The 21,462-nt window shown below is 71.1% G+C and carries 20 protein-coding genes and 1 pseudogene; 8 read left to right on the top strand and 13 right to left on the bottom strand.

Features of this window, described 5'->3' with window-relative positions:
- Positions 1–24 precede the first annotated feature (24 nt).
- Entirely contained in the window at positions 25–963 is a 939-nt protein-coding gene (locus H4W81_RS05425) for an NADP-dependent oxidoreductase (protein ID WP_397127169.1), read from the bottom strand.
- Positions 964–1,058: 95 nt separating this feature from the next.
- On the opposite strand from H4W81_RS05425, the gene H4W81_RS05420 reads away from it, so the two are divergent.
- Together H4W81_RS05420 and H4W81_RS05415 are read left to right on the top strand one after the other, a co-directional pair.
- Positions 1,059–2,030 (top strand): GlxA family transcriptional regulator, encoded by a 972-nt coding sequence (locus tag H4W81_RS05420; RefSeq protein ID WP_192773751.1) that lies wholly within the window; start codon positions 1,059–1,061, stop codon positions 2,028–2,030.
- A 188-nt stretch (positions 2,031–2,218) separates the two neighbouring features.
- Positions 2,219–3,409: a low temperature requirement protein A gene (locus H4W81_RS05415; protein WP_192773750.1), complete on the top strand. Its 1,191-nt coding sequence runs from the start codon at positions 2,219–2,221 to the stop codon at positions 3,407–3,409.
- A gap of 66 nt (positions 3,410–3,475) precedes the next feature.
- Here the strand turns inward: H4W81_RS05415 and H4W81_RS48375 are convergent, their stop codons facing one another.
- Positions 3,476–3,610 carry a hypothetical protein gene (locus H4W81_RS48375; protein ID WP_264083134.1) on the bottom strand — a complete coding sequence of 45 codons (135 nt, stop codon included), beginning with the start codon at positions 3,608–3,610 and terminating at the stop codon, positions 3,476–3,478.
- Positions 3,607–4,581, bottom strand: coding sequence for an RNA polymerase sigma-70 factor (locus H4W81_RS05410; protein WP_225958474.1), 975 nt, complete (start codon positions 4,579–4,581; stop codon positions 3,607–3,609). The genes H4W81_RS48375 and H4W81_RS05410 overlap by 4 nt, the downstream gene beginning before the upstream one ends.
- Before the next feature lie 270 nt (positions 4,582–4,851).
- Here H4W81_RS05410 and H4W81_RS05405 point away from each other — a divergent pair, with 270 nt between their 5' ends.
- Positions 4,852–5,607: an SDR family oxidoreductase gene (locus tag H4W81_RS05405; protein WP_192773749.1), complete on the top strand. Its 756-nt coding sequence runs from the start codon at positions 4,852–4,854 to the stop codon at positions 5,605–5,607.
- Between the two features lie 40 nt (positions 5,608–5,647).
- On the top strand, positions 5,648–6,070 hold the full coding sequence (locus H4W81_RS05400; protein ID WP_192773748.1) for a cupin domain-containing protein: 423 nt from the start codon (positions 5,648–5,650) through the stop codon (positions 6,068–6,070).
- A gap of 236 nt (positions 6,071–6,306) precedes the next feature.
- Here the strand turns inward: H4W81_RS05400 and H4W81_RS05395 are convergent, their stop codons facing one another.
- The 9 genes and pseudogenes from H4W81_RS05395 to H4W81_RS05355 form a co-directional block, all read right to left on the bottom strand.
- A complete protein-coding gene (locus tag H4W81_RS05395; RefSeq protein WP_192773747.1) occupies positions 6,307–6,939 on the bottom strand; it encodes a response regulator transcription factor in 633 nt (210 codons plus the stop codon).
- Positions 6,936–8,990 carry a sensor histidine kinase gene (locus H4W81_RS05390; RefSeq protein WP_192773746.1) on the bottom strand — a complete coding sequence of 685 codons (2,055 nt, stop codon included), beginning with the start codon at positions 8,988–8,990 and terminating at the stop codon, positions 6,936–6,938. The genes H4W81_RS05395 and H4W81_RS05390 overlap by 4 nt, the downstream gene beginning before the upstream one ends.
- A gap of 37 nt (positions 8,991–9,027) precedes the next feature.
- Positions 9,028–9,732 carry a hypothetical protein gene (locus H4W81_RS05385; protein ID WP_192773745.1) on the bottom strand — a complete coding sequence of 235 codons (705 nt, stop codon included), beginning with the start codon at positions 9,730–9,732 and terminating at the stop codon, positions 9,028–9,030.
- A 216-nt stretch (positions 9,733–9,948) separates the two neighbouring features.
- Positions 9,949–10,140, bottom strand: a complete 192-nt coding sequence (locus H4W81_RS05380; RefSeq protein WP_192773744.1) for a hypothetical protein — start codon at positions 10,138–10,140, stop codon at positions 9,949–9,951.
- A gap of 95 nt (positions 10,141–10,235) precedes the next feature.
- Positions 10,236–10,682: pseudogene (locus tag H4W81_RS05375) on the bottom strand (MFS transporter); the annotation flags it as partial.
- Entirely contained in the window at positions 10,619–10,819 is a 201-nt protein-coding gene (locus tag H4W81_RS05370) for a hypothetical protein (RefSeq protein WP_192773743.1), read from the bottom strand. The pseudogene H4W81_RS05375 and the gene H4W81_RS05370, both read right to left, overlap by 64 nt.
- A 101-nt stretch (positions 10,820–10,920) precedes the next feature.
- Positions 10,921–13,413, bottom strand: a complete 2,493-nt coding sequence (locus H4W81_RS05365; RefSeq protein WP_192773742.1) for a polynucleotide kinase-phosphatase — start codon at positions 13,411–13,413, stop codon at positions 10,921–10,923.
- Positions 13,403–14,791 carry a 3' terminal RNA ribose 2'-O-methyltransferase Hen1 gene (locus tag H4W81_RS05360; RefSeq protein ID WP_192773741.1) on the bottom strand — a complete coding sequence of 463 codons (1,389 nt, stop codon included), beginning with the start codon at positions 14,789–14,791 and terminating at the stop codon, positions 13,403–13,405. The genes H4W81_RS05365 and H4W81_RS05360 overlap by 11 nt, the downstream gene beginning before the upstream one ends.
- 41 nt (positions 14,792–14,832) lie before the next feature.
- Positions 14,833–15,741 carry an LLM class F420-dependent oxidoreductase gene (locus H4W81_RS05355; RefSeq protein WP_192773740.1) on the bottom strand — a complete coding sequence of 303 codons (909 nt, stop codon included), beginning with the start codon at positions 15,739–15,741 and terminating at the stop codon, positions 14,833–14,835.
- 51 nt (positions 15,742–15,792) lie between these two features.
- Here H4W81_RS05355 and H4W81_RS05350 point away from each other — a divergent pair, with 51 nt between their 5' ends.
- The 3 genes from H4W81_RS05350 to H4W81_RS05340 all read left to right on the top strand — a co-directional run bounded on the left by H4W81_RS05350 (position 15,793) and on the right by H4W81_RS05340 (position 18,592).
- Positions 15,793–16,848 carry a glycoside hydrolase family 18 protein gene (locus H4W81_RS05350; RefSeq protein WP_192773739.1) on the top strand — a complete coding sequence of 352 codons (1,056 nt, stop codon included), beginning with the start codon at positions 15,793–15,795 and terminating at the stop codon, positions 16,846–16,848.
- Positions 16,849–17,091: 243 nt separating this feature from the next.
- The gene (locus H4W81_RS05345) at positions 17,092–17,748 is read left to right on the top strand and encodes a DUF1579 family protein (protein ID WP_192773738.1); all 657 of its coding nucleotides are present in this window, start codon (positions 17,092–17,094) and stop codon (positions 17,746–17,748) included.
- A gap of 235 nt (positions 17,749–17,983) precedes the next feature.
- The gene (locus tag H4W81_RS05340; protein WP_192773737.1) at positions 17,984–18,592 is read left to right on the top strand and encodes a dihydrofolate reductase family protein; all 609 of its coding nucleotides are present in this window, start codon (positions 17,984–17,986) and stop codon (positions 18,590–18,592) included.
- 154 nt (positions 18,593–18,746) lie between these two features.
- Here the strand turns inward: H4W81_RS05340 and H4W81_RS05335 are convergent, their stop codons facing one another.
- Complete coding sequence (locus tag H4W81_RS05335) at positions 18,747–19,577, bottom strand: SDR family NAD(P)-dependent oxidoreductase (protein ID WP_192773736.1); 831 nt, start codon at positions 19,575–19,577, stop codon at positions 18,747–18,749.
- Positions 19,578–20,247: 670 nt separating this feature from the next.
- On the opposite strand from H4W81_RS05335, the gene H4W81_RS05330 reads away from it, so the two are divergent.
- Entirely contained in the window at positions 20,248–21,462 is a 1,215-nt protein-coding gene (locus H4W81_RS05330; RefSeq protein ID WP_192773735.1) for a hypothetical protein, read from the top strand.

Genomic DNA, 21,462 nt, shown 5'->3' with positions numbered 1-21,462 from the left:
GCGGTGTGTCGTGGCGCGGCCCCGTCAGCCGACCGTCAGGACGATCTTGCCGGTGGTGCGGCCGCTCTCGGCGAGTTCATGGGCCTTGCCCGCCAGTTCCAGCGGCAGCGTCGCCTCGATCCGCGGGCGCAGGCGACCGGAGGCGGCGAGCGAGGCGATCTCCCGCAGGCCCGCCTGGTCGGCTTCAACGATCATGAACGCCGCGCGCAGCCCGAGCGGGCGCGCCTCCGCCGCGAGGTAGGCCTCGGCCGGTGAGGCGAGCGACACGACGATGCCGCCCGGGCGCAACGTCCGCAGCGAGCGCGGGCCGTACTCGCCGCCGATGGCGTCGATCACCACGTCGATGTCGCCGGTCGCGGCGGTGAAGTCGACCTGGGTGTAGTCGATGACCTCGTCGGCGCCCAGTTCCCGCACGACGTCGTGCTTGACCGAGCGCGCGGTGCCGATGACGTAGGCGCCGCGCGCCTTGGCGATCTGGACCGCCAGGTGACCGACGCCGCCCGCCGCGGCGTGGATCAGCACTCGCTGGCCGGGCCGTACGCCGGCGGTGTCCACCAGCGCCTGCCACGCCGTCAGCGCGGCCAGGGGCAGCGCGGCGGCCTCCTCGTGGGAGAGCTCGGCCGGCTTGCGGACCAGGTGCCGCGCGGGAGAGGTGACGTACTCTGCGTACGTTCCGGCCGGCAGCGGATGGCGCGGCAGGCCGAACACCTCGTCGCCGGGCTCAAGGGTGGTCACGCCCGGCCCGACGGCCGCCACCACTCCCGACACGTCCCAGCCCAGTCTGACCGGCGCCGCACCGCCGGCGAGACCACCGGTGGCCCGGTGCCAGACGTCGGTCGGGTTGACCGCGGCCGCATGCACCCTTACCAGCACCTCGGCGGGACCGGGCACCGGCTGCTCCACCTCGATCACCTTCAACACCTCGGGCCCGCCGAAAGAGTCCTGTCCGATAGCGCGCATCATGCCTGTTCCTCCCATGTCGTTCACGCGACAAGCATGCCGGGTGGCCAGGGGCTGCCACGAGTGGCCAGATCGCCAAGATGTGGAAGGATCTGGCCATGCATCGCGTCGTCGTCCTGGCCCTCGAGGGCGTCTACCCCTTCGAGCTGAGCATCCCGGTCCGGATCTTCGGCACCGCCACGGGGACGCGCGGCGAGCCGCTGTACGACGTCCTCACCTGCAGCCTCGACGGTGGGCCCGTCATGACGAACGCCGACTTCGCGCTCGCCGTCCAGCACGGCGGCGAGGTCGTGGAGAGCGCGGACACGCTGGTGATCCCGCCGTTCACGTGCGGCCCCGACCGGGACAGGGACTGGCTGCCCGAGGAGCTGGCGCTGGCGCTGGCCCGCGTCCGGCCGGCGGCCAGGATCGTGTCGATCTGCACCGCCTCGTACGTCCTGGCCGCCGCCGGGCTGCTCGACGGCCGCCCCGCGACCACGCACTGGAACGAGGCCGATCATTTCCAGCGGACGTTCCCCACGGTCGACGTCGATCCGGAGGTGTTGTTCGTCGACGACGGCAGGGTGCTCACCGCGGCGGGCGTCGCCGCGGGGGTCGACCTGTGCCTGCACATCCTGCGCCGCGACCACGGCAGCGAAGTGGCCAACCGGGTGGCACGGCTGTGCGTCGTGCCACCCTGGCGCGAGGGCGGGCAGGCGCAGTACATCGAGCGCCCGGTGCCCGCGCCGTCGGCGGCCGGCACCTCGGCGACCCGCGCGTGGGCGATCGAGCGGCTCGGCGCGCCGATCACGCTGTCGGAACTGGCCGGGCACGCACGCATGAGCGTCCGCACCTTCTCCCGGCGCTTCCGCGACGAGGTGGGCATGACCCCGCTCCAGTGGCTCACCCAGCAACGCCTCCAGCACGCGAGGCGGCTGCTGGAGACCACGGACCTGCCCGTGGACCGCGTGGCGGCCGAGGCAGGGCTGGGCAGCGGCGCCTCGCTGCGCCAGCACCTGGCCGCCGCGATCGGCGTCTCGCCCACGGCCTATCGCCGCACGTTCCGCGCCCAGGCCCACGAGAGCCGGTGAGACGCCTCAGCGCTTGCGGACAAGCGTCACACCGTCGCACACGGGCGGAACGCGAACGCGGCACCTATTTTCGATCGACAGACTGAGACAACCAAAACCTGCCCTGTCTTGCAGACAGGACGGACCCACGCAGCGACAGGAGCGAGCTCTTGCCACCCGCCAGCACCGCAATCCGGATCCGGGTCCGGATGAACGCTCGTCCCATCGACGAGCCGCATCGTGTCTCGAGCCAGCTCGAGCTCCTGTTCGACCTCACGTTCGTGGTCGCGGTCGCGGCCGTCACCGCCCAGCTCGCGCACAACATCGCCGACGGTCATGGCCTTGCCGGGCTGGTCCCGTTCCTGCAGGTGTTCTTCGCGATCTGGTGGGCGTGGATGAACTTCACGTGGTTCGCCTCGTCCTACGACACCGACGACGTCGCCTACCGGCTGCTGACCATGGTGCAGATGGCCGGCGTGCTGGTGCTCGCCGCCGGCGTGCCCGCCGCGGTCGGCCACTCCGATCTCGGGATCATCACGCTGGGGTACCTCATCATGAGGGTCGGGCTCGTCACCCAGTGGCTACGGGCCGCGCTCGAAGACCCGGCGAGCCGCCGCACCGCCCTGCGCTACGCCGCCGGCATCAGCCTCGTGCAGCTGGGCTGGCTGCTTCGGCTCGCGCTCGTGGAGACGGGCGCTCTGTCCGCATCCTTCCAGCTGCCGCTCTTCGTCTGCCTGGTCGTCTTGGAACTCGCGGTGCCGCGGTGGGCGGAGCGGGCCAGGGCCACCAATTGGCACCCGCACCACATCGCCGAGCGCTACGGCCTGTTCACGATCATTCTGCTCGGTGAGAGTGTCCTGGCCGCGAGCAGGGGAGTCGAAGGAGCGCTCGAAGCGGGTGAGATCAGCGGTCCCTTCGTCGTCATCGCCGGCTCCGGCCTCGTCCTGCTGTTCGCTCTTTGGTGGCTGTACTTCCTCGTACAGTCCGGCGAAGGTCTCAGGGATCGCCGTCATCGGTCCTACCTGTGGGGATACGGCCACTACGGCATCTTCGCGGCCCTGGCGGCCCTCGGCGCCGGGCTCGAAGTGGCGGTGGAGCAGAGCGGGCACTACGTTGCGGCATCACCGTCGGCACTCGGCTACGCCGTCGCCATCCCGGTCAGTTCGTATCTCGCTCTGCTGTGGGCGGTACATGCGCTTGTCGTCGCAGAGCCCGTCATCTTTCCCGCTGCGGTTCTGGGCTGCGTCACCGTCATTTTGTTGCTGCCGCTCGCGACGTCCTGGATCGGCGTGGCCGCCGTGGTCGCGGCGATCGCAGCCGTCTGCGTCCTGCTGGTCGCTTTCACGATCTGGACCGCAGCCGTCGGAAACCGCGCTGGAGCGCGTCGTCATGGCCCGTAATCCTCCAGCTCTGGCGAGCCCTGAAGCAGACCGGCCCCACCAGGCCGAACAGCAGCCCCGGATTCGTCAAGCGGTGCGGTCGCGGTTTCCTCCCCGCGCGCCGGTGCCCTGCGTGAAGACCGGCAAGGTGGAGGTGGTGTTCGCGCCGTCCGCGGCGGCGTGCGCGGACACCGGGGACGGCGCGAGCTGGTGCAGGGTCATGCGCCCTGCGCGGCTTGCGGCGGGTCACGCCCAGTGGACACCGCGGTGAGTTTGGCCGGGTTCATCATCCACAACACCTGGTCGATGCCCTGCTCCGAGGCGTTGACCGCGAGGACCGCGAACACCTGCCCGTCGCGGCTGAGCAGGGCTGAGGTCTGCCCGTTCGTGCTCGCCCAGGCCACGTCGACTCCAGCCCAGAAGTGGTCCGCGAACGCCTTGACGTACTTCGCCACCCGTGACGCGCCCACCACGGGGAAACGAGAGGCGCGTACGGCGCCGCCGCCGTCGGAGTAGCTGGTCACATCCGCGGCGAAGAGCTCCTCCAGCGCGGTCAGGTCGCCGGAGCGGGCAGCGGCGACGAAGGCGGTCAGCAGTCTGCGTTGTTCGGCTGCGGTCACGGGCGTGCGGCGCTCGACGAGCACGCGCTTGCGGGCCCGGCTGACCAGCTGGCGGACCGCCGCCTCGTTTAGCCGGACGATGTCGGCGATCTGCCGGTACGGGTAGTCGAACGCCTCCCGCAGCACGTACGCGGCCCGTTCGGTGGGCGAGAGCCGCTCCAGGAGCAGCAGCACCGCGAACTCCAGGGCCTCGCCGCGTTCGGCGCCGAGGTAGGGGTCTGCGCCGGTGTCGACCGGTTCGGGCAGCCACGGGCCGATGTAGGTCTCACGACGGACGCGTGCGGACTGGGCGGCGTTGATGGCCAGCCGCGTGGTCGTCGTCGCCAGGAACCCGGCCGGGCTGTCCACCGTGGCGCGGTCATAGCCCTGCCAGCGCAGCCAGACGTCCTGCACCAGGTCCTCGGCTTCGGCTGCGCTGCCCAGCATGCGGTACGCGATTCCGAACAGGCGCGGCCGCACATCGGCGAACACCGCCACGGCCTCCTCGAGATCCTCCGGGTCGCCCGATTCGGCATCCGCCACCACCATCGCCCCCTGGCTGGCCGGTGTCCCGCACCCCATCGGCAGGCCCATGTTCCGGCCCCATCCTGGACTGCCACCTGCTGTCTGCCCCTTGAGCAGCAAGGACAGCCCACCGGCAGGTAAAAGCCACGGGAGATTCCCCGGCGAAGCGGCCGACCAGCGGTTCGTCCTCGTCGCAGGTCAGTGGGCTCGTTCAGGGCATGGATCTTGATCGCGGCCGGAAAAAGAATTTCGCGGGAGTTGTCACAAGCCCGAAGGCTGCCCGGTCTTAGCTGGCGACCGGTTGGCAGCAGATGCCCCGGTGGACAGAAAGGGATTGCCATGAAGATCGTCGTAGTCGGTGGGACCGGCCTGATCGGGTCGAAGCTCGTGACGAAGCTGAGCGAGCACGGTCACGAGGCGGTGGCGGCGTCGCCTGACACCGGCGTCAACACGCTCACCGGCGAAGGACTGGCCGAGGTGCTGGCGGGCGCGCAGGTGGTCATCGACGTCTCCAACTCCCCGTCGTTCGAGCCCGCCGCCGTACTGGAGTTCTTCGAGACCTCCACCCGCAATCTCCTCGCCGCGGAGGCGGCGGCCGGCGTCGGTCACCACGTCGCGCTGTCGGTCGTGGGAACGGAGCGGATGCCCGAGAACGGCTACTTCCGGGCAAAGATCGCCCAGGAGCAGCTGATCGAGAAGTCGTCGATCCCGTTCTCGCTCGTGCACGCGACCCAGTTCTTCGAGTTCGTCCGGAGCATCGCCGATGAGGCCACGGACGGCAACACGGTGCGGATCGCGCCCGTGCTCTTCCAGCCCATCGCCGGTGACGAGGTCGCGCAGGCGATCGGCAGGGTCGCGGTGGGCTCGCCGTTGAACGGCAGGATCGAGATCGCCGGGCCCGAGCGGTTCCGGATGGACGAGTTCTTCCGCGACGCGCTGACCGGCTGGGGCGATCCGCGCGAGGTGGTGACCGACCCGCACGCGCACTACTTCGGAAGCGAGCCGGGCGAGCGGACGCTGGTTCCGGGTGAGAGCGCGATCCTCGGCCAGCTCCGCTACCGCGACTGGCCCGGCCGGAACGCGGCCCGGAAGTAGCCCGAGCTCCATCGCACGTAGCTCACGAAAGGTGGTTCCCATGCCCGACATCGACCCCAAGCCGAGATCGACCGCGTGGCAGACGGCGCTGACCATGCTGCAGGAGGCCGCGCCGCCGTTCATCCCGCAGGGTGCGCACGCCATGACCGTGGTCATCGAGTTCCCGCCCGGCGATCCGGGTACGCCGCCGCACCGGCACTCCGGGCCCGCGTTCGGCTTCGTGCTGGAGGGCGAGATGCTGCTGGAGGTGGAGGGCGAGCCGGAGCGGGTCGTACGCGCGGGGGAGGCGTTCTGGGAGCCGGGCGGCGACGTCATCCACTACCAGGACGGCAACAACCGCGACGACATCCCGCTCCGGTTCACCGTCACCATGCTGTGCGAGCCTGGCAAGCCGATGCTCACCCTGGTGGACGAGGAAGAGCTCGCCCAGCGCAAGGACCGGCGCGCCCCGCGCCCGTCCTGAGCGCGGATGGACTGCTTGCACCATGACGACGACAGACGGCCGACGGGCGACGAACGCCTGCGACGGGACAGGAGTTGCGCTGTGACCGCATTGGCGATGGTCGCCGAGTTCGATGATGTCGCCGGCTGGACCGCCGACGCCATCGAGCAACTCGGACAGCGGCCCGCCATACCGGCCACCTGTCGCGGCAGCGCGAGTCCGGGTCATCGCGGCTGCCGGAGAGGGGATAGCCGGTGTCAGGTCAGGCCGCCCTGGCGGGCCTTGACGATCGCCTCGGCCCTGCTGGCCACGTCGAGCTTGGCGAAGATACTGCTGACCCGGTTGCGAACGGTCTTCTCCGACAGGTGCAGTTGCTGGGCGATGACCTGGTTGCCCAGCCCGGCCGCGACCAGCCTCAGCACCTGACGCTCGCCGTCGGACAACTCGGGGAACGGCTTGGCCGCCACGCCCGCGCCGGCGTTGAAGAACGCCCTCAGCCGTCGCGCGACGTGCGGGCCGTAGACGGCCTCGCCCGCCGCCACCGCCGCGAGGGCGCGGCCGATCTCGGCGCTTCCGGCTCCCTTGAGCAGGTAGCCGAGGGCGCCGGCCTGGATCGCCGCGAACACCGCCTCGTCGTCGGCCACCATCGTCAACATCAACACCCGGGCGTCGGCCCACGCCTCGAGGATCCGCCGGGTCGCGGTGATCCCGTCGGTGCCGGGCATCTGGATGTCCATGAGGACGACGTCCGGCCGGTGCCGCAGGGCCGCCTCTACGCCCGCCTCGCCGTCCGGGGCCTCCGCGACGACGGTCACATCCAGCTCCTCCAGCAGCACGGCCAGCCCCTTGCGGAACACCGGGTGGTCGTCGACGAGCACGGCGGTCGTCATGAGAGGGTCCCTGGGCGGAGGGGGAGCAGGGCGGTGACCGTCGTGCCCATGCCCGGAGCACTCTCGAGCCGTACGGTGCCGCCGAGTTCGGTGGCGCGTTCGCGCACGCTGGCCATCCCGACGCCTGCTCGGTTCACGGCGGGGTCGAAGCCGGTCCCGTCGTCGGCCACCGAGACCGCGAGGTCGTCACCGGTCTCCCTGAGCGTGACGGTGACCCGCCGGGGAGCACCGTGGCGCAGCGCGTTGCTGACCGCTTCCTGGACGATCCGGTAGGCCGCGACCTCGACCGCGGCAGGCAGTTCCAGGGAAGGGCTCAGTTCGGCGTCCACGGTGATCGACGGTACCTCACCTGCGTCGACAGCTGCGGTGGCGGCCAGCCCGGAGGAGGTCAGCGCGCCGACCAGCCCGAGCTCGTCGAGTGCCGGAGGGCGGAGCCCGCGAACCAGGCGCCGCACGTCCGAGATCGCCTCGGCCGTCTGGTCGGCCGCCACGCCGAGCAGCCGCGCGGTCTTGCCGGTGTCGCCGCGACCGAGCACCCTGCCGGCGGTGTCGACGGTCATCGAGATGGCGGCCAGTTGCGGTCCGAGGCTGTCGTGGAGGTCGCGGCGCAGCCGCCGGCGTTCCTCCTCCCGCGTGGTCACCAGCCGGTCGCGGGTGCGCTCGAGGTGGTGGGTCAGCCGGACGGCCTGCGCGGTGCTGGCCAGGGGCCCGGTCAGGGCGGCGAGCACCACCCGGTCCTGCGGGTCCAGGACCGTCGAGCCGGTACGTGGCATCGCGTGCAGGACTCCGACGGTCTCGCCGTGCAGTTCGAGGGGGAAGGAGTCCGCCAGGCGGGGGTCGAGGTGCCCGGTGGAGGTCTCGACGTCCGGACCGTCGGGCATGTGCACGGTCACCGCGACACCACGCAGCCGGAGCCCGAGGGCGACCGCGCCGGCGGCGTCCCGCAGGGACTGCAGGGGCGAGCCCGCGCCACGGACCGCGTCGTCCACCCGGAGAAAGAGCACGTGCGGGTCGGCCCGATGGCCGTACAGCAGCCGGTCGACGGCGCGCTGGACCCGGACCCGAGCCGGGTGGAAGAGCAGCGCGATCGTGAATGCCGCGGTGAACGACGTGGCGCGGCTCGTCTCTCCCAGGACGATCCCGGCCCAGCCCACGACCGCGGCGTAGAGCAGGACCGCCCCCGACAGCAGCACCCCGGCCACCAGAGTGCGGTTGACCAGCACGTCGATGTCGTAGAGCCGATAGCGGAGCGCGGCGACGACGATGCAGGCGGGGATCAGCAGGACGGCGAACGCACGCACCCACCACGGTGCCGCCACGGTGGCGGCGACAGTGACGGCGACGCCGTACCCGATCCATGCGACCTGCCGTCGCTCCACCCCGTCGGCGCGCCGGAACCGCACCACCAGGGAAGCCATGCCGAGCAGCATCAGCCCGACGCAGCCGCCCAGCAGCGTCAGCCCCACGGGAAGCGCGAGGGGCTCGATCGCCTCGATGCCCAGCGGGTTCTCCGGGACGGTCGTGAACCGCAGCTTCCGGGGTGTCACCGCGGCCACCACCGTTGCGGCGGTGACGAGCCCCGCGGCGATCCGCGGCAGGCGCGACCACCATCCGGCCAGCGACCGGCCTTCGGGCAGCAGCAGCGGCAGCAGCACCGCGACCAGGCCGAGCGGCGGAATCCAGCACCAGGTCGTCACCCACGCCGTCGCCCCGGCCAGCGTCCGGGTGTCGAGGCCGAGCGGCCGCAGGTCGAGTGCGGCCGCGTCGCTCCACGCCGTGAACGACAGGGAAAGGACGTAGCATCCGGCGAACGCGCTGGTGGTGACCAGCAACAAGCCGATCCGCCGGGCCCGCTCGTGCCCGGCCAGCCAGGCGCCGGCCGCGGCGTAGCCCGGCGCCAGGACCGCTTCCGGCGTGCGCATCAGCCGTTCCAGGTAATCGGCACCGGACAGCAGCGGCAGCGCGACCGCGGCGACGGCCGCGACCACGGCCAGTGCCGAGACTGAACGGGCGGCGGTGACCGCCGCGCTGGTCCGGTGTTCGTGCTGCATAGGGCGGCAAGTATAGGAGTGCGGCCTGCCGTCCGATTCAGCGGTCAACGCCCGGGACGGGCGACACCAGGATCGCGCGTGCGGCGCCGATGCAGGCCACGATCCACAACCAGTGGGCGTCGACGGGACCGGGGTTGCGGAGGGCGAAGTCGACGACCAGGAACGCCAGCATGGTGAGCGACACCCAGCGGGGCACGGACTTCGTGCGCAGCAGCCCGACGATCAACACCAGCAGGCCGAGTGCGGTGCCGACCAGGAACGGCGCCAGGAACGTCAGGCCCAGGAGCGGGTGCGCCTCGGCTCTGTCGAGCAGGGCGCCCGCCTGCACCAGGTCCGGGCTCTGGCTCAGCGGTACCTGCACCATGGACAGCACGTGCATGCCGAAGAAGCCGAACATGCCGGTGAGCAGCAACGCGACGGCGACCCGGCCGGTGCGGGGCGCGCGTTGTCCCAGCAGGTGGGTCAGGGCCAGGAAGCCGACGCACATGAACGGAATCGCGAGCGTGCCGAGAGTGACGAGGACCGGATAGGTCGCGCCCGAGTCGGCTATCGCCTGGAGCTTCGCCGCTCCGGTCTCGGGCTGTCGGGGCAACAGCAACCGCATCCCGATGGACTCGGCACCGTTGAGGAGCGCGCCCCCGATGAGGCCCACGACCGCGAGCCGTCGGGACACCGGGACGGTGCGGGGGGTGGGCTCGTCCTGAACAGGCCGAGGGGACGCGGGGAGCATGGTGTCGGGCATCAGTTTTCTCTTTCTCTCTCGCCGGAGCCGGTGGCGCCGGGGTGTCGGGACTGAGAATCCCCCGTGGGCTGTCCCCTCGGTGAGGGTCCGGCGTCCCACATCCGGCGGGACGTTTCACTCGATCTGGCGACCGACGACAAGAAGGCAACCAAGAAGATCAAGCTCGAGATCAAGCGGCTCGAGAAGGTCGAGACCACCGGCCTGCGAGCTCGCACCTCAGGAGCGGCGGGCCACCCGTGTCCACTCCGTCTTCCTGGTCATCGGCGCCACGGTCTCCCTCACCGCGTTCGCGCTGTTCGCCGCGCCGATCGCGATCGTCACACTGTTCCGCGCGATCGGCGCCATCGTCGACGGCTTCAAGGGCGGCTCGGTGCTCCTGGCGCTGGACTCAGGGCTGCTGATCCTCATCGAGGGCGCCATCCAGGCACTCTTCGTGGTGATCTTCGTCCGAAGCCGTCGGCACTGGTTCAGGTGGCGCCGCTCAACCCGAGGAAGGGCGCGAACTATCCCATCTCCTCCAGCTTGCGGCCCCTCGTCTCCCTGACCCACCGGACGACGAAGACGAAGGACAGCGCGGCGCAGACGGCGTAGCCGAGGTAGGTGAGCGACAGGTTCCACTCCGAAAGGGAGGGGAACGTCTCGGTGATCAGCCAGTTGGCCAGCCACTGGGCGGCCGCCGCGACCGACAGCGCGATGGCCCTGATCCGGTTGGGGAACATCTCGCCCAGCAGCACCCACACCACCACACCCCATGACAGGGCGAAGAACAGGACGAAGAGGTTCGCGGCGATCAGCGCGATCGCGCCCTCGGGATTGGGCAGGCTGACCCTGCCGCCCACCTCGACGGCGGAGCTGAACGCCCACGACGCGACCGCCAGGGAGACCGTCATGCCGGCCGAGCCGATGAGCAGCAGCGGTTTGCGGCCGATCTTGTCGACCAGGGCGATGGCATGGCGACGACGAACCCGGTCTGGCCCGGACCCATGCCGAAGTGCCGCTGGATCCCGACGACCGCGCCGTTGATCACCGAGCTGTCGTAGCCGAACAGGAACCCGCGGATCGCGGCCGCCGCCGTGATGAACACCACGTGCCCCAGGTGCTCGTGGTGCGTCTCACCCGTAGTCGCCATGCCCTGGCACTACCCGGACAGCGCTCGCGATACGGCGGCGCATGCTCGAACTTGACCCGTCACAGGCGCGGGTCGACCGGCTCCGACTCCATGGCCAGCACGGCGAAGACCGGTTCGTGGACGCGCCAGAGCGGGTCACCGTCGGCCAGCCTGGCCAGCGCCTCCAGGCCGAGCGCGTGCTCGCGCAGCGCCATGGAGCGCTTCTTGCCGAGGAAGCGGCGGCGCAGCACGTCGAGCGACTCGGTGTAGTCGGGGCCGTAGATGATGCGCAGGTACTCGCGTCCGCGCACCTTCACGCCCGGCTGGACCCGTCCACGCTGGTGGACGGCGGGCTTGACGACCATGCCCTCGCCGCCCTGCGCGGTCAGCTCCTCCCACCACTCGACCGCCTTCTCCCGCGACCGCGCCGAGGTGAGATCGACGAACAGGTGCCTGGTCGGGGTGATGAACGGGTCGTCGAGCAGGGCGAGGGTGTCGAGGTGCCAGGCGTGCGGCTCCAGAGCGGTGTTGCGTCCCTCGCAGGCCAGGATCTGGAACGGCGCCAGCCGTACCCCCTCGAGGCCGTCCACCGGCCAGCAGTAGCGCGCATAGGCGTCGCGGAATCGGGCAGCGTTGTCGTGACGGCGGCGGGCGCGGTTCACCAACTCGCCCACATCCAGCCCGCGCCCTGCCGCCGCCTCCAGTGCGGCCGTGACCGCGGGCAGCGCGGCACGGGCCGCGGCGCCCACGGCGGCGTACTGCACGCGGATCAGCTCCCCCGCCTTGGCCGACCAGGGCAGCAGCTCGCAGTCGAGCGCCACCCAGTCGGAGCCGAGCGCCTCCCACAGCGGCTCGCAGGCCACCCGCAGCCGCTCGACCAGCGGGCCGAGGTCGGCGAAGAACGGCCGCCCGGTGCGGGTGTAGACGGCTCCGGTGGAGCCGTCGGCGACGCCGAACCGCTCGGCCGCCACCTCAGGAGTCCTGGCCAGGACGGCGACCGCCCGCGAGCCCATGTGCTTCTCCTCGCACACGACCTCGTCCACGCCCTGGGCGGCGAACTCCTCGAACGCCTCGTGCGGGTGCTCCAGGTAGCCGTCCAGCTTCGAGGTCTCCGGCGGCGCCATGGTCGGCGGCAGGTACACGAGCCAGCGCGGATCGACGGCGAACCGGCTCATCACCTCGAGCGCGGCGGCCGCGTTCTCCTCCATGACCTTGACCCGGCCGCCGAAGCGCGTCTCGATGTGCCTGGTGCCGCTCACGTCGCCGATGTCGAGCGTGACGGGGTCGCGGTAGCCGGGTGCGGAGAGCGGCCTGACCGGCTCGTACCAGACCTTCTCTGCCGGGACGGAGACGATCTCGCGCGAGGGGTAGCGCAGGGCGGTGAGGCTGCCGCCGAAGACGCAACCGGTGTCCAGGCAGATCGTGTTGTTGATCCACTCCGGCCTGGTCGTCGGGGTGTGCCCGTAGACGACCATGGCCCGGCCCCGGTACTCCTGCGCCCACGGGTAGCGGACGGGCAGGCCGTACTCGTCGGTCTCGCCCGTCGTCTCGCCGTAGAGCGCGAACGCGCGGACCCGGCCCGAGGCGCGGCCGTGGTAGGCCTCCTTCAGCCCGGCGTGGGCGACGACCAGACGGCCGCCGTCGAGCTGGTAGTGGCTGATGAGGCCGTCGAGGAACGCGGTCGCCGCGCGGGTGAACTCCTCGGGCTCGGCGGCGAACTGCTCCAGCGACTGCTCCAGGCCGTGTGCGACCTTGACCCTGGCCCCCTTGAGCGCCCTGACCAGCTTCTCCTCGTGGTTGCCGCGCACGCAGATCGCGGTGCCCGCGGCGACCATGCCCATGACCAGCCGGACCACGCCGGGCGAGTCGGGCCCCCTGTCGACCAGGTCGCCGACGAAGACGGCCGTCCTGCCCTCGGGATGGACGGCGCCGACCGCCCTGCCGTCCACGCGGGTCAGCTCCCAGCCCAGCTCGGTGAGCAGCGTCTCCAGCTCGGCGCGGCAGCCGTGGATGTCGCCGATGAGGTCGAAGGGGCCGGTGAGCTCCTTCTTGTCGGTCCACGCCTTCTCGTAGGAGACGGTGGCGTGGTCGATCTCCTCCACGCCGCGCAGCACGTGGACCCTACGGAAGCCGTCCCTGCTGATCTTGCCGAGGGAGCGGCGCAGGTCCTTGCGCTGGCGGATCACCACGCCGGGGCCGAAGTCACGGTCGGGACGGCCGGCGTTGCGCTCGATCGCCACCTCCTCGGGCACGTCGAGCACGATCGCGTCGCACAGCACGTCGTGTTTCCTGGCCAGCGCGATGAGCTTCTGGCGCGCGGCGAACTGCACGCTGGTGGCGTCGACGACGGTCAGCAGGCCGCGCGAGAGCCTGGTCTCGACGATGTGGTCGAGCAGGTCGAAGGCGGCCTGGGTGGCCGACTGGTCGTTCTCGTCGTCGGAGACCAGACCGCGGCAGAAGTCGGAGGAGATGACCTGGGTGGGCTTGAAGTGCCTGGCGGCGAACGTCGACTTCCCGCTGCCGGAGACGCCGACGAGCACCACGAGCGACAGCTCCGGGATCCTAATGGTCACGGGTGAAGACTCCCATCTGGGTCGGCGCCCCGTGCTCGGGGTCCTCTTCGCCGACCGGCGTGAAGGTGACGCGGTAGCCGTACCGCTCGGCGGTGGCGGTGGCCCACGCGGTGAACTCCTCGCGGGTCCACTCGAAGCGGTGGTCGGGGTGCCGCATCCCGGTCAGGAACTCGTAGTTGACGTTGTACTCGGCGTTGGGCGTGGTCACGATCACGTGCACCGGCCTGGCCTGGCCGAACACCACCCGCTCGAGCGCCGCCAGCCGGGGCGGGTCGACGTGCTCGACGACCTCCATGAGCACCGCCGCGTCGTACCCGGCGAAACGCGGGTCGGTGTAGGTGAGCGCGCCCTGGAAGAGCGTGAGCCTGGCCCGCTTGGCTTCGGGCATCCGCTCCAGGCGCAGCTTGCGGGCGGCGATGGCCAGCGCGAGCGTGGAGACGTCCACGCCGGTGATCCTGGCGAACCTCGGCTGGGCCAGCAGCGCGCCGAGCAGCTGCCCCGAGCCGCAGCCCAGGTCGATGACGGAGAGCGCGCCCAGCTCCTCCAGCGTGCGCACGACCGCCTCCCGGCGCAGCGTGTTGAGCGGGACGGACCGCTCCTTCTCCTCCTCGATCCGTGGCTCGAGCGCCTCCTCGGTCTCGTCGCCCACCTCGGCGAGCCTGGCGAGGGCCGTACGCTCGAGGGCCCTGCGCCGCCCGAGGTAGCGCCGGGTGATCAGGTTGCGCTCGGGGTGCGCGGCCAGCCAGCCCTCTCCCGCGCGGATCAGCTTGTCGACCTCGTCGGGCGCGATCCAGTAGTGCTTGCCGTCGTCGAGCACCGGCAGCAGCACGTACAGGTGGTTGAGCGCGTCGGCCAGCCTGAGGCCGCCACGCAGCCGCAGGCTCACGTACCGCGAGTCGCCCCACTCGGGGAAGGCGTCGTCCAGGGGGACGGCCAGCGCCTCGGTCTCCCAGCCGAGCGGCTCGAACAGCCTGCGCGCCAGGTCGGGTCCTCCCCTGCACGGCAGGGCCGGAATCGCGATCTCCAGCGGCAGCGGGGCCGCCGCCAGCTCGGGCCTGGCGGCGCAGCGGCCCGCCCTGGCGGTGCGGAAGACGTCGCCGAGCGCCACGGCCAGCAGCGAGGAGGCCGCGTAGGGCCGGTCGTTGACGTACTGGCCCAGGCTGAAGTCGGGCGCGGTCCTGCCCTTCGAGCGGACCAGCGCCACGGGGTCGACGTCGAGCATGAGCGCCGCGGTGCACCGGTCCTCGCCCGCCTCCGGGTAGAACACCCTGGCCGTGCCGAACGACTGGGAGAACTCCTGCACCCTGTCCGGATGCTTGTGCAGAAGGAACCCCAGGTCGGTGGCGGGCGAGGCGGTGGTCGAGATCGTCAGCAGCACGCGTCAAGTGTGCCGCAGGTCCGATTCGTACCGCTATTCCATTAGACGTGCGGCAGGATCTCCGCCGCGATCAGCTCGAGGTGCTCCAGATCGTGCAGGTCGAGCACCTGGAGGAAGATCCGCTCGGCGCCCAGCCCGGCGAACCTGCCGATCTTGTCGAGCACCTCGGACGGGGTGCCCGCCAGGCCCTCCTCGCGCAGCCTGGCCACGCTGTTGCCGATCGCCGCCGCCCTGCGCTCCAGCTCGGCCTCGTCGGCGCCGACGCAGACGACCTGGGCCGCCGAGTAGACCAGCGGACGGCCGGCGGCGGCCTGCCGTACCCGCTCGAACGCCTCGCCGGTCTGCTCGACGGCATGGAAGGGCACGTTGTACTCGTCGGCGTACCTGGCGGCCATCCTCGGCGTCCGCCTGGCGCCGGTGCCGCCGATGATGATCGGCGGCCGCGGCCGCTGGACGGGCTTGGGCAGCGCGGGCGAGTCCGCCAGGCGGTAGTAGGTGCCCTCGAAGGAGTAGGCCTTCTCGGCCTCCCACAGGCCCGTGATGATCTCGAGCTGCTCCTCCCAGCGGGCGAACCGCTCCCTCACCGGCGGGAACGGAATGCCGTAGGCGGTGTGCTCGCCGTCGAACCAGCCGGTGCCGAAGCCCAGCTCCACCCGGCCGCCGCTCATCTGGTCCACCTGGGCGACGCTGATGGCCAGCGGCCCCGGCAGGCGGAAGGTGGCGGGCGTGACCAGCGTGCCCAGCCTGATCCTGGAGGTCTCCCTGGCCAGGCCGGCGAGGGTGATCCACGCGTCGGTCGAGCCCGGCCCCTGGTCGCCAGGGCCGATGCGCTGGTAGTGGTCGGAGCGGAAGAAGGCGTCGAAGCCGAGCCGTTCGGTGGCCTTGGCCACGGCGAGCAGATCATCGTAGCTGGCGCCCTGCTGGGGCTCGGTGAAGATCCTTAGCTGCATGTGGCCATTATCCGGTCAGGTCTTCCCCACGCCTGCTAGCGTTCACCATCGGTGATCGGGCTGACACGGCAGGTGATGATGGCGCGTCACAGAGAGCCGGGCACCCCGCCGCGGCCGCTGGTGGTGCTGGCGGCGCTCGGCCTGGCCGCGGCGACCGGCCTCGCGGTCTGGTTCCTTCCCGCGCAGGCCACCCCCGACTGGTCGGCGGCTGGCCCGTCCCCTCTGGCCAAGGTCTCCGCCGCCCCCTCGCCCTCCCCCACGCCCTCCGCCAAGCCCGTTCCCTCGGGGTTCGTGGCCTTCGTCGACACGGCGCGCACCCCGCGGTTCCACCTGGCCAACGCCTCCCGCCGCACCGGCGTGCGCTGGTTCTCCCTCGGCCGGCTCATGGCGGGCCCCGGCGGCTGCGCGCCGAAGTGGGGCGGCACCGTCGACCCCGCCGACGACCCCGTGGCCGGCCGCGTCTCCGGGCTGCGCGCCGCCGGCGGCCAGGCGGGGCTGGCCTTCGGCGGGCCCGACGGCAGCGAGCTGGCCGCCGCCTGCGCCGACCAGGCCGCGCTGACCTCCGCCTACCGCAGGGTGATCGGCGCCTTCGGCGCCCCCTTCGTGGAGTTCGAGGTGCGCGACAGCGCGGATCTGCCCGCCGTACGGCGGAGGGCCACGGCGGTGACGGCGCTGCAGCGGGAGGGCGACCTCCTGGTGACCTACACCGTGCCGGTCGGCCCCGGCGGCCTGGCCCCCGCCGACCTCCGGATGCTCGAGGAGAGCGCGGCGGCCGGGGCCCGCGTCACGACGGTCAACCTGCTGGTGACGATCGAGCCCCAGGCGGCGGGCGAGGGCCGCATGCGCAGGGTGGCCGCCGCCCTCAGGGCCGCGCGGCGGCAGGTCGCCGAGATCTTCCAGGTCGACCCCGTCACGGCGTGGCGGCGGCTCGCGATGACCGCCGTACTGGCAGGGCCGCACGACCTCAGCCCGCTCGACGCGCGCAAGCTCAGGGTCTTCGCCGAGCGCGCGGGCATGGCCTGGCTGTCGTCGCGCGGCGCCTCGCCTCCCGAGGAGGTCGCCAGGGCGCTGTGGGGCGAGCCTCCGTCACGTGATCACGGCTCGTAGGCGGCGGTGCACGAGGATGCAGCTTCGTGCACGATCTCTGCATCTTCTTCACCTTCTGTCGCGTGTGTCCGTCGGCCATCCTTCGTGACGGACGGCATGCGGAGGCGGGCGCCAGGTCCACCTCGCCGCCGTCGAGGCCTTGGCACGCAGGCCCGCCACGCCCGCCCCCCGGCCGGATCGTCCGCGTCTTCGCGGCGGCCTCGCGCCGGCCGGGATCTCACGCTCAGGGAAACGGAAGTCATCATGCTCAGGAAGATCTCGCTGACGGCGGCCTCCGCCGTCGCCGTTCTCGGTATGGTCGGTGCGCCGGAGGCGTCCGCCGGCGCCGTCGTGGGCACGCCCGCCGCCGTCGCGCAGAGTGTGCCGTCGGCGGCCAGGGCCGCCGACGACCTGGCCCCCGGCCCGCACCACCGCGTGCTCGACTCGCTGGTCGGCACCTGGAAGGCGACCAAGACCAACTACCTCCTCGGGACCGACGGTCAGCCCGTCGTCTCCCGCGACATGACCGTGAAGGTGCGCTGGATCGCCAAGACCGGCGGCCGCTTCCTGGAGGAGAAGACCGAGGGAACCCTCGGCGACATCACGTACTTCCGGCTCGGCGTCCTCGGCTTCTCCACTATCGACCGGCGCTACGAGTGGACCACGTTCGACAGCGTCACACCGACGGCGATGACCTACCGCGGCGCCCCGGTCAGCGGGAGCCCCTCGGTGCTCTCCATCCCGGGCGAGTTCACCGACCCGGGCGTGCTCGGTCCTGACTATCGCGGCAAGGCCATCCCCATGCGGACCGTGATCACCATCCGGTCGAAGAACAAGCACACGTTCGACCTCTACTTCACCCCGCCCGGTCAGTCCGAGCGCCTCGTCGACCGCGTCGTCTACACCCGGAAGATCAAGTAGAGCCCACACACGCCGGGCGGTCCAGGGAACACGGTGAGAGCGGCCATCGCCACCTCGATGGAGGGGAGGCCCAGGCAACCGTCGACGTGGACGGCGCGCGAGACGCGACTCTTCATCAAGGCCTTGAGGAAAGCCGTAAGAAATCCGTAAACGCGCTCTGCCAGGCTGAAGGCACAGGGAGACAGCGGGGCCGGACGGACCCGCTTCCCGACACCACGAGAGAAAAGAGTGGCAGATGGCGAGCAGGCTGGTGGTCTCGACCTTCGTGACGTTGGACGGTGTCATGCAGGCTCCCGGCGGGCCCGGCGAGGACGACTCCAACGACTTCCACCACGGCGGATGGCTGGCCCCGCACGTGGACGAGGGGTTCGGCCGCATCATGGGCGAGCAGTTCGACCGCGCGGACGGCATGCTTCTGGGCCGCAGGTCGTACGAGATCCTCGCGGCGCACTGGCCCGGCGTGCCCGACGAGGAGGGCGGCGCCAAGATCAACAGCATGCCGAAGTACGTCGCCACGAGGACGCCGATGAACGCCGAGTGGCGCAACACCCAGGTCCTGGTGGGCGAGGCCGCTCAGACGGTCGCCGATCTCAAGCGGAACACCGACGGCGAGATCATCGTCCAGGGCAGCAGCGACCTCATCCGGACGCTGCAGTCGGCCGAGCTGGTCGACGAGTACCGTCTGCTGGTCTTCCCCGTCGTCCTGGGCGAGGGAAAGCGGCTCTTCGCCGAGGGGACCATTCCGGCGGGGCTGAAGCTCACCGGGACGACCGCCACCGACGCCGGCGTCGTCTACCTCACCTACGAGTGGGCGGGCAAGCCCTCGTACGGCTCTGTCGCCTAACTTCCAGCGCACCGCCGGGGGCGACATCGGCGCGGGCCCCGTGACGGGTCGCGGAGCCTGGTGCCGCGAGCTCGCGGAGACGAGCGGGCACCAGGCCGCTACCGGCCCAGGCAGGCTCCTGGGCGCGCCATCCCCCGGAGAGCGGGCCGTGTGGTCACGCCCAGCTGAGCACCCGGCCGAACCGCACCAGCTCTCCGTAGAAGGCCGGATCCACGTCCGGTTCGAGCACCAGCCGGACGAGCGCCACCGCCGCCTCCTCGGCCGTCTGCGCTCCCGTCATGTCGAACCAGGGCCGCGACGAAGCCGTATCGATCATCCCCGGGCAGGACGCCACCAGCAGGCGGTCGTGGGCCAGATCGTCGGCGCGCCGCTGCCGGGCGAGCGTCCGTACGGCGGCGACCTGCCCCACCTTGGACGGGATGTTGATGAAGTCGGGCCAGCCCTCGTCGCCCGCCCGCCCCGCGCGTACGGCATCGCGCCACGCGAGCATCGTGGCGTCGAGCTCGTCCAGCGTCGCCGCCTCGTCGAACCGCCGGCGCAGGTGCTCCGGCAGCTCGCGCAACCGGCCCAGGCTGCTGGCGATGACGACGAACCGGCCGCCCGGCCGCAGTACGGGCAGGAAGGACCGCAGCATCCGCGTGGTGCCGAGGTTGTTGGCGTCCACGTAGGCGTCGATCACCTCGGCGGGCACGTCCTGGGGCACCGTCCTGAGGTAGTGGTTGGACAGGACGATGTCCACGCCGCCGTGCCTGTCGCGCAGGTCGTCGGCGAACGCGGCCACCGCCGCCCCGTCACGAACGTCCAGCAGGTGGGTCCGCACCTCGGCCTTGGCCTCCGTCACCTCTTCCCGCGCCTGGGCCACCCGCCCGGCGTCCCGGCCGGTGAGGTAGACGACGTCGTCGGGCCCGAGCCGCCGCGCGAGCCCCTCCACCAATGCGAACCCGAGCCCCTGGTTGGCGCCCGTCACTACTGCGATCTTGCTCATTCCTGGACGGTATGCGGTGGTGCGCCCATGCGACAAACAACCAAGGCGCACACCTGCCATGCCTGAAACGCATGGGACTCCCGCCGCCTGGCCCACGAATCCCCATGCCGCCGGTTCGCTTCGCTTGGCGAATCCCCAGGCCGCCGGTTCTATCGCTTTGCTGACCCGGCCACCCATCAACGAAGCCACATCCTGCACTGGTCACACTGGCGACTGAAGATCGATAAGTGCGGCTGGAGCACTAGGTGCCGTTAACGCCACCGCCACCGAGCGCGGGCCATCAGTTCGTGCGCCTTCTGGTCCGGTCGGCTACCCCACGCCGCTCTCCTTCCGTGGCTCCCGTCAGCCCTCCCGCTGGCGGGAGGTCTACAGGGCTTGGGTGGCTCCAGGTGGGATCTACGAGCCCGCGTCACTTCTTGCAAGCTACCTGTTGAGTATGGGGCTACTCATGCGCGGATGATCAGTGGGCGCCATCCTGAGGGAAACGGGCGAAGGGAGACGATCGTGCGCGTTCGGCTGGACCCGGGCGTGGAGGCCGAAGCAGCGCGCGGCAACATCATCGGCGCCCTCTACACCGGCTCCGTGGCGTCGGTCGTGTATGCCTACATGTCGGGCGTCATCCCCAAGGTGACCGTCGTCTACGAGATTCCCAGGAACTTTGTTCCCGTGGATGGCCGGAGTCCTGGGGGCGGCAGCCGTCTGCTTCGCCGTCGCCGCGGTCGTGCGCGTGACACGGTGGCAGCTGGCGCTTGCACAGCGCCGGAGGGCACGGGATCCGCAGCAGGCACTGCTGCTGCCGCCCTCGGCCAGCCATAGCGAGGCGCTCCGCAGGTCGAAGCCGGACTACGCCACATTTCTCAAGTCGCTGCTCGTCATCGCGGCCTACTGTGCGATCCTCGTCGCCGGCGGCGCCCCGGTGGTGAAGGAGATCACGAACGCCTCCGACGAGGCAGTCCAGTTCACCGTCCTCGCCGTAACTGCTGTGCTGCTGGGAGTCCTGGTCGTGGCGGCCCTCCGGATGTGGCGCAGGCTGCTCGCCCGGGATGTCAGGAAGCTGTCGCAGGACGCCTCCTTCGCCGAGATGATGCCGCCCACGACGGCGACGCTGTCGAGGTACCGGGCGACGGCCATCCCGGAGCTGAAGCTGACCTTCTACGCCCCCCAGCGCGTCTGGTACACCGGCCTGAGCCAGGTCACGGCCGAGCGGAACGTGTTCGGCCGCCCGCCCTGGCGGATCGCCTACTTCAGGCTCTTCGAGAACGAGGTGCGGGTCCGCGACTTCGTGAAGGGGGCCTTCCGCGAGTGCGGGTACGTGCACCTGCTGCGCAGCGCCGCGTCCGTCGGCCGGGCGGAGCTCGTGCGGGCCCGGCAGACTGGCACCGTGGGCCAGCTGTTCATCACCTCCGATCACCGGATGACCTCGGCGCTGTACCATCAGCCGACTGAGCCGTTATCGAAGGGCCGCCACCCGATCATGTCGATCGGCAGCAAGACGGTGCGCGTCCGGGACCGCAAGGGCAGCTATCCCGTGGCGACGTACCTGTGCCACGGCAGCTATTGGCAGCGGGCGGTGGATATCCTGCTCTCCCGCTCCGACATCGTGGTGATCGACCTGTCGGGGTTCCGGCGGGAGAACGCCGGCACCGGCTACGAACTCCAGCGCGTCATCGACCGCTTCCCGATCCGCCAGGTGATCCTGCTCGCCGACACCGGCAGCGACACCGCCTACCTGGAAACGCAGATCAGGCACGCGTGGTCGATGATGGCCCACGACTCCCCCAACGCGGGAACAGGCAGCAGGCACCTCCTGGTCAGCACGATCCCCATCGGCGGCGCGCGCGCCACCCGGCAACTGCTCGCGTACATGTATCAGCGCCTCGGCTGA

This window comes from Nonomuraea africana (assembly GCF_014873535.1).
GTDB classification, from domain to species: Bacteria; Actinomycetota; Actinomycetes; order Streptosporangiales; family Streptosporangiaceae; genus Nonomuraea; species Nonomuraea africana.
The sequence above is the reverse complement of the archived record's forward strand: the minus strand, read 5'-3'. Positions and strand labels throughout refer to the sequence as shown.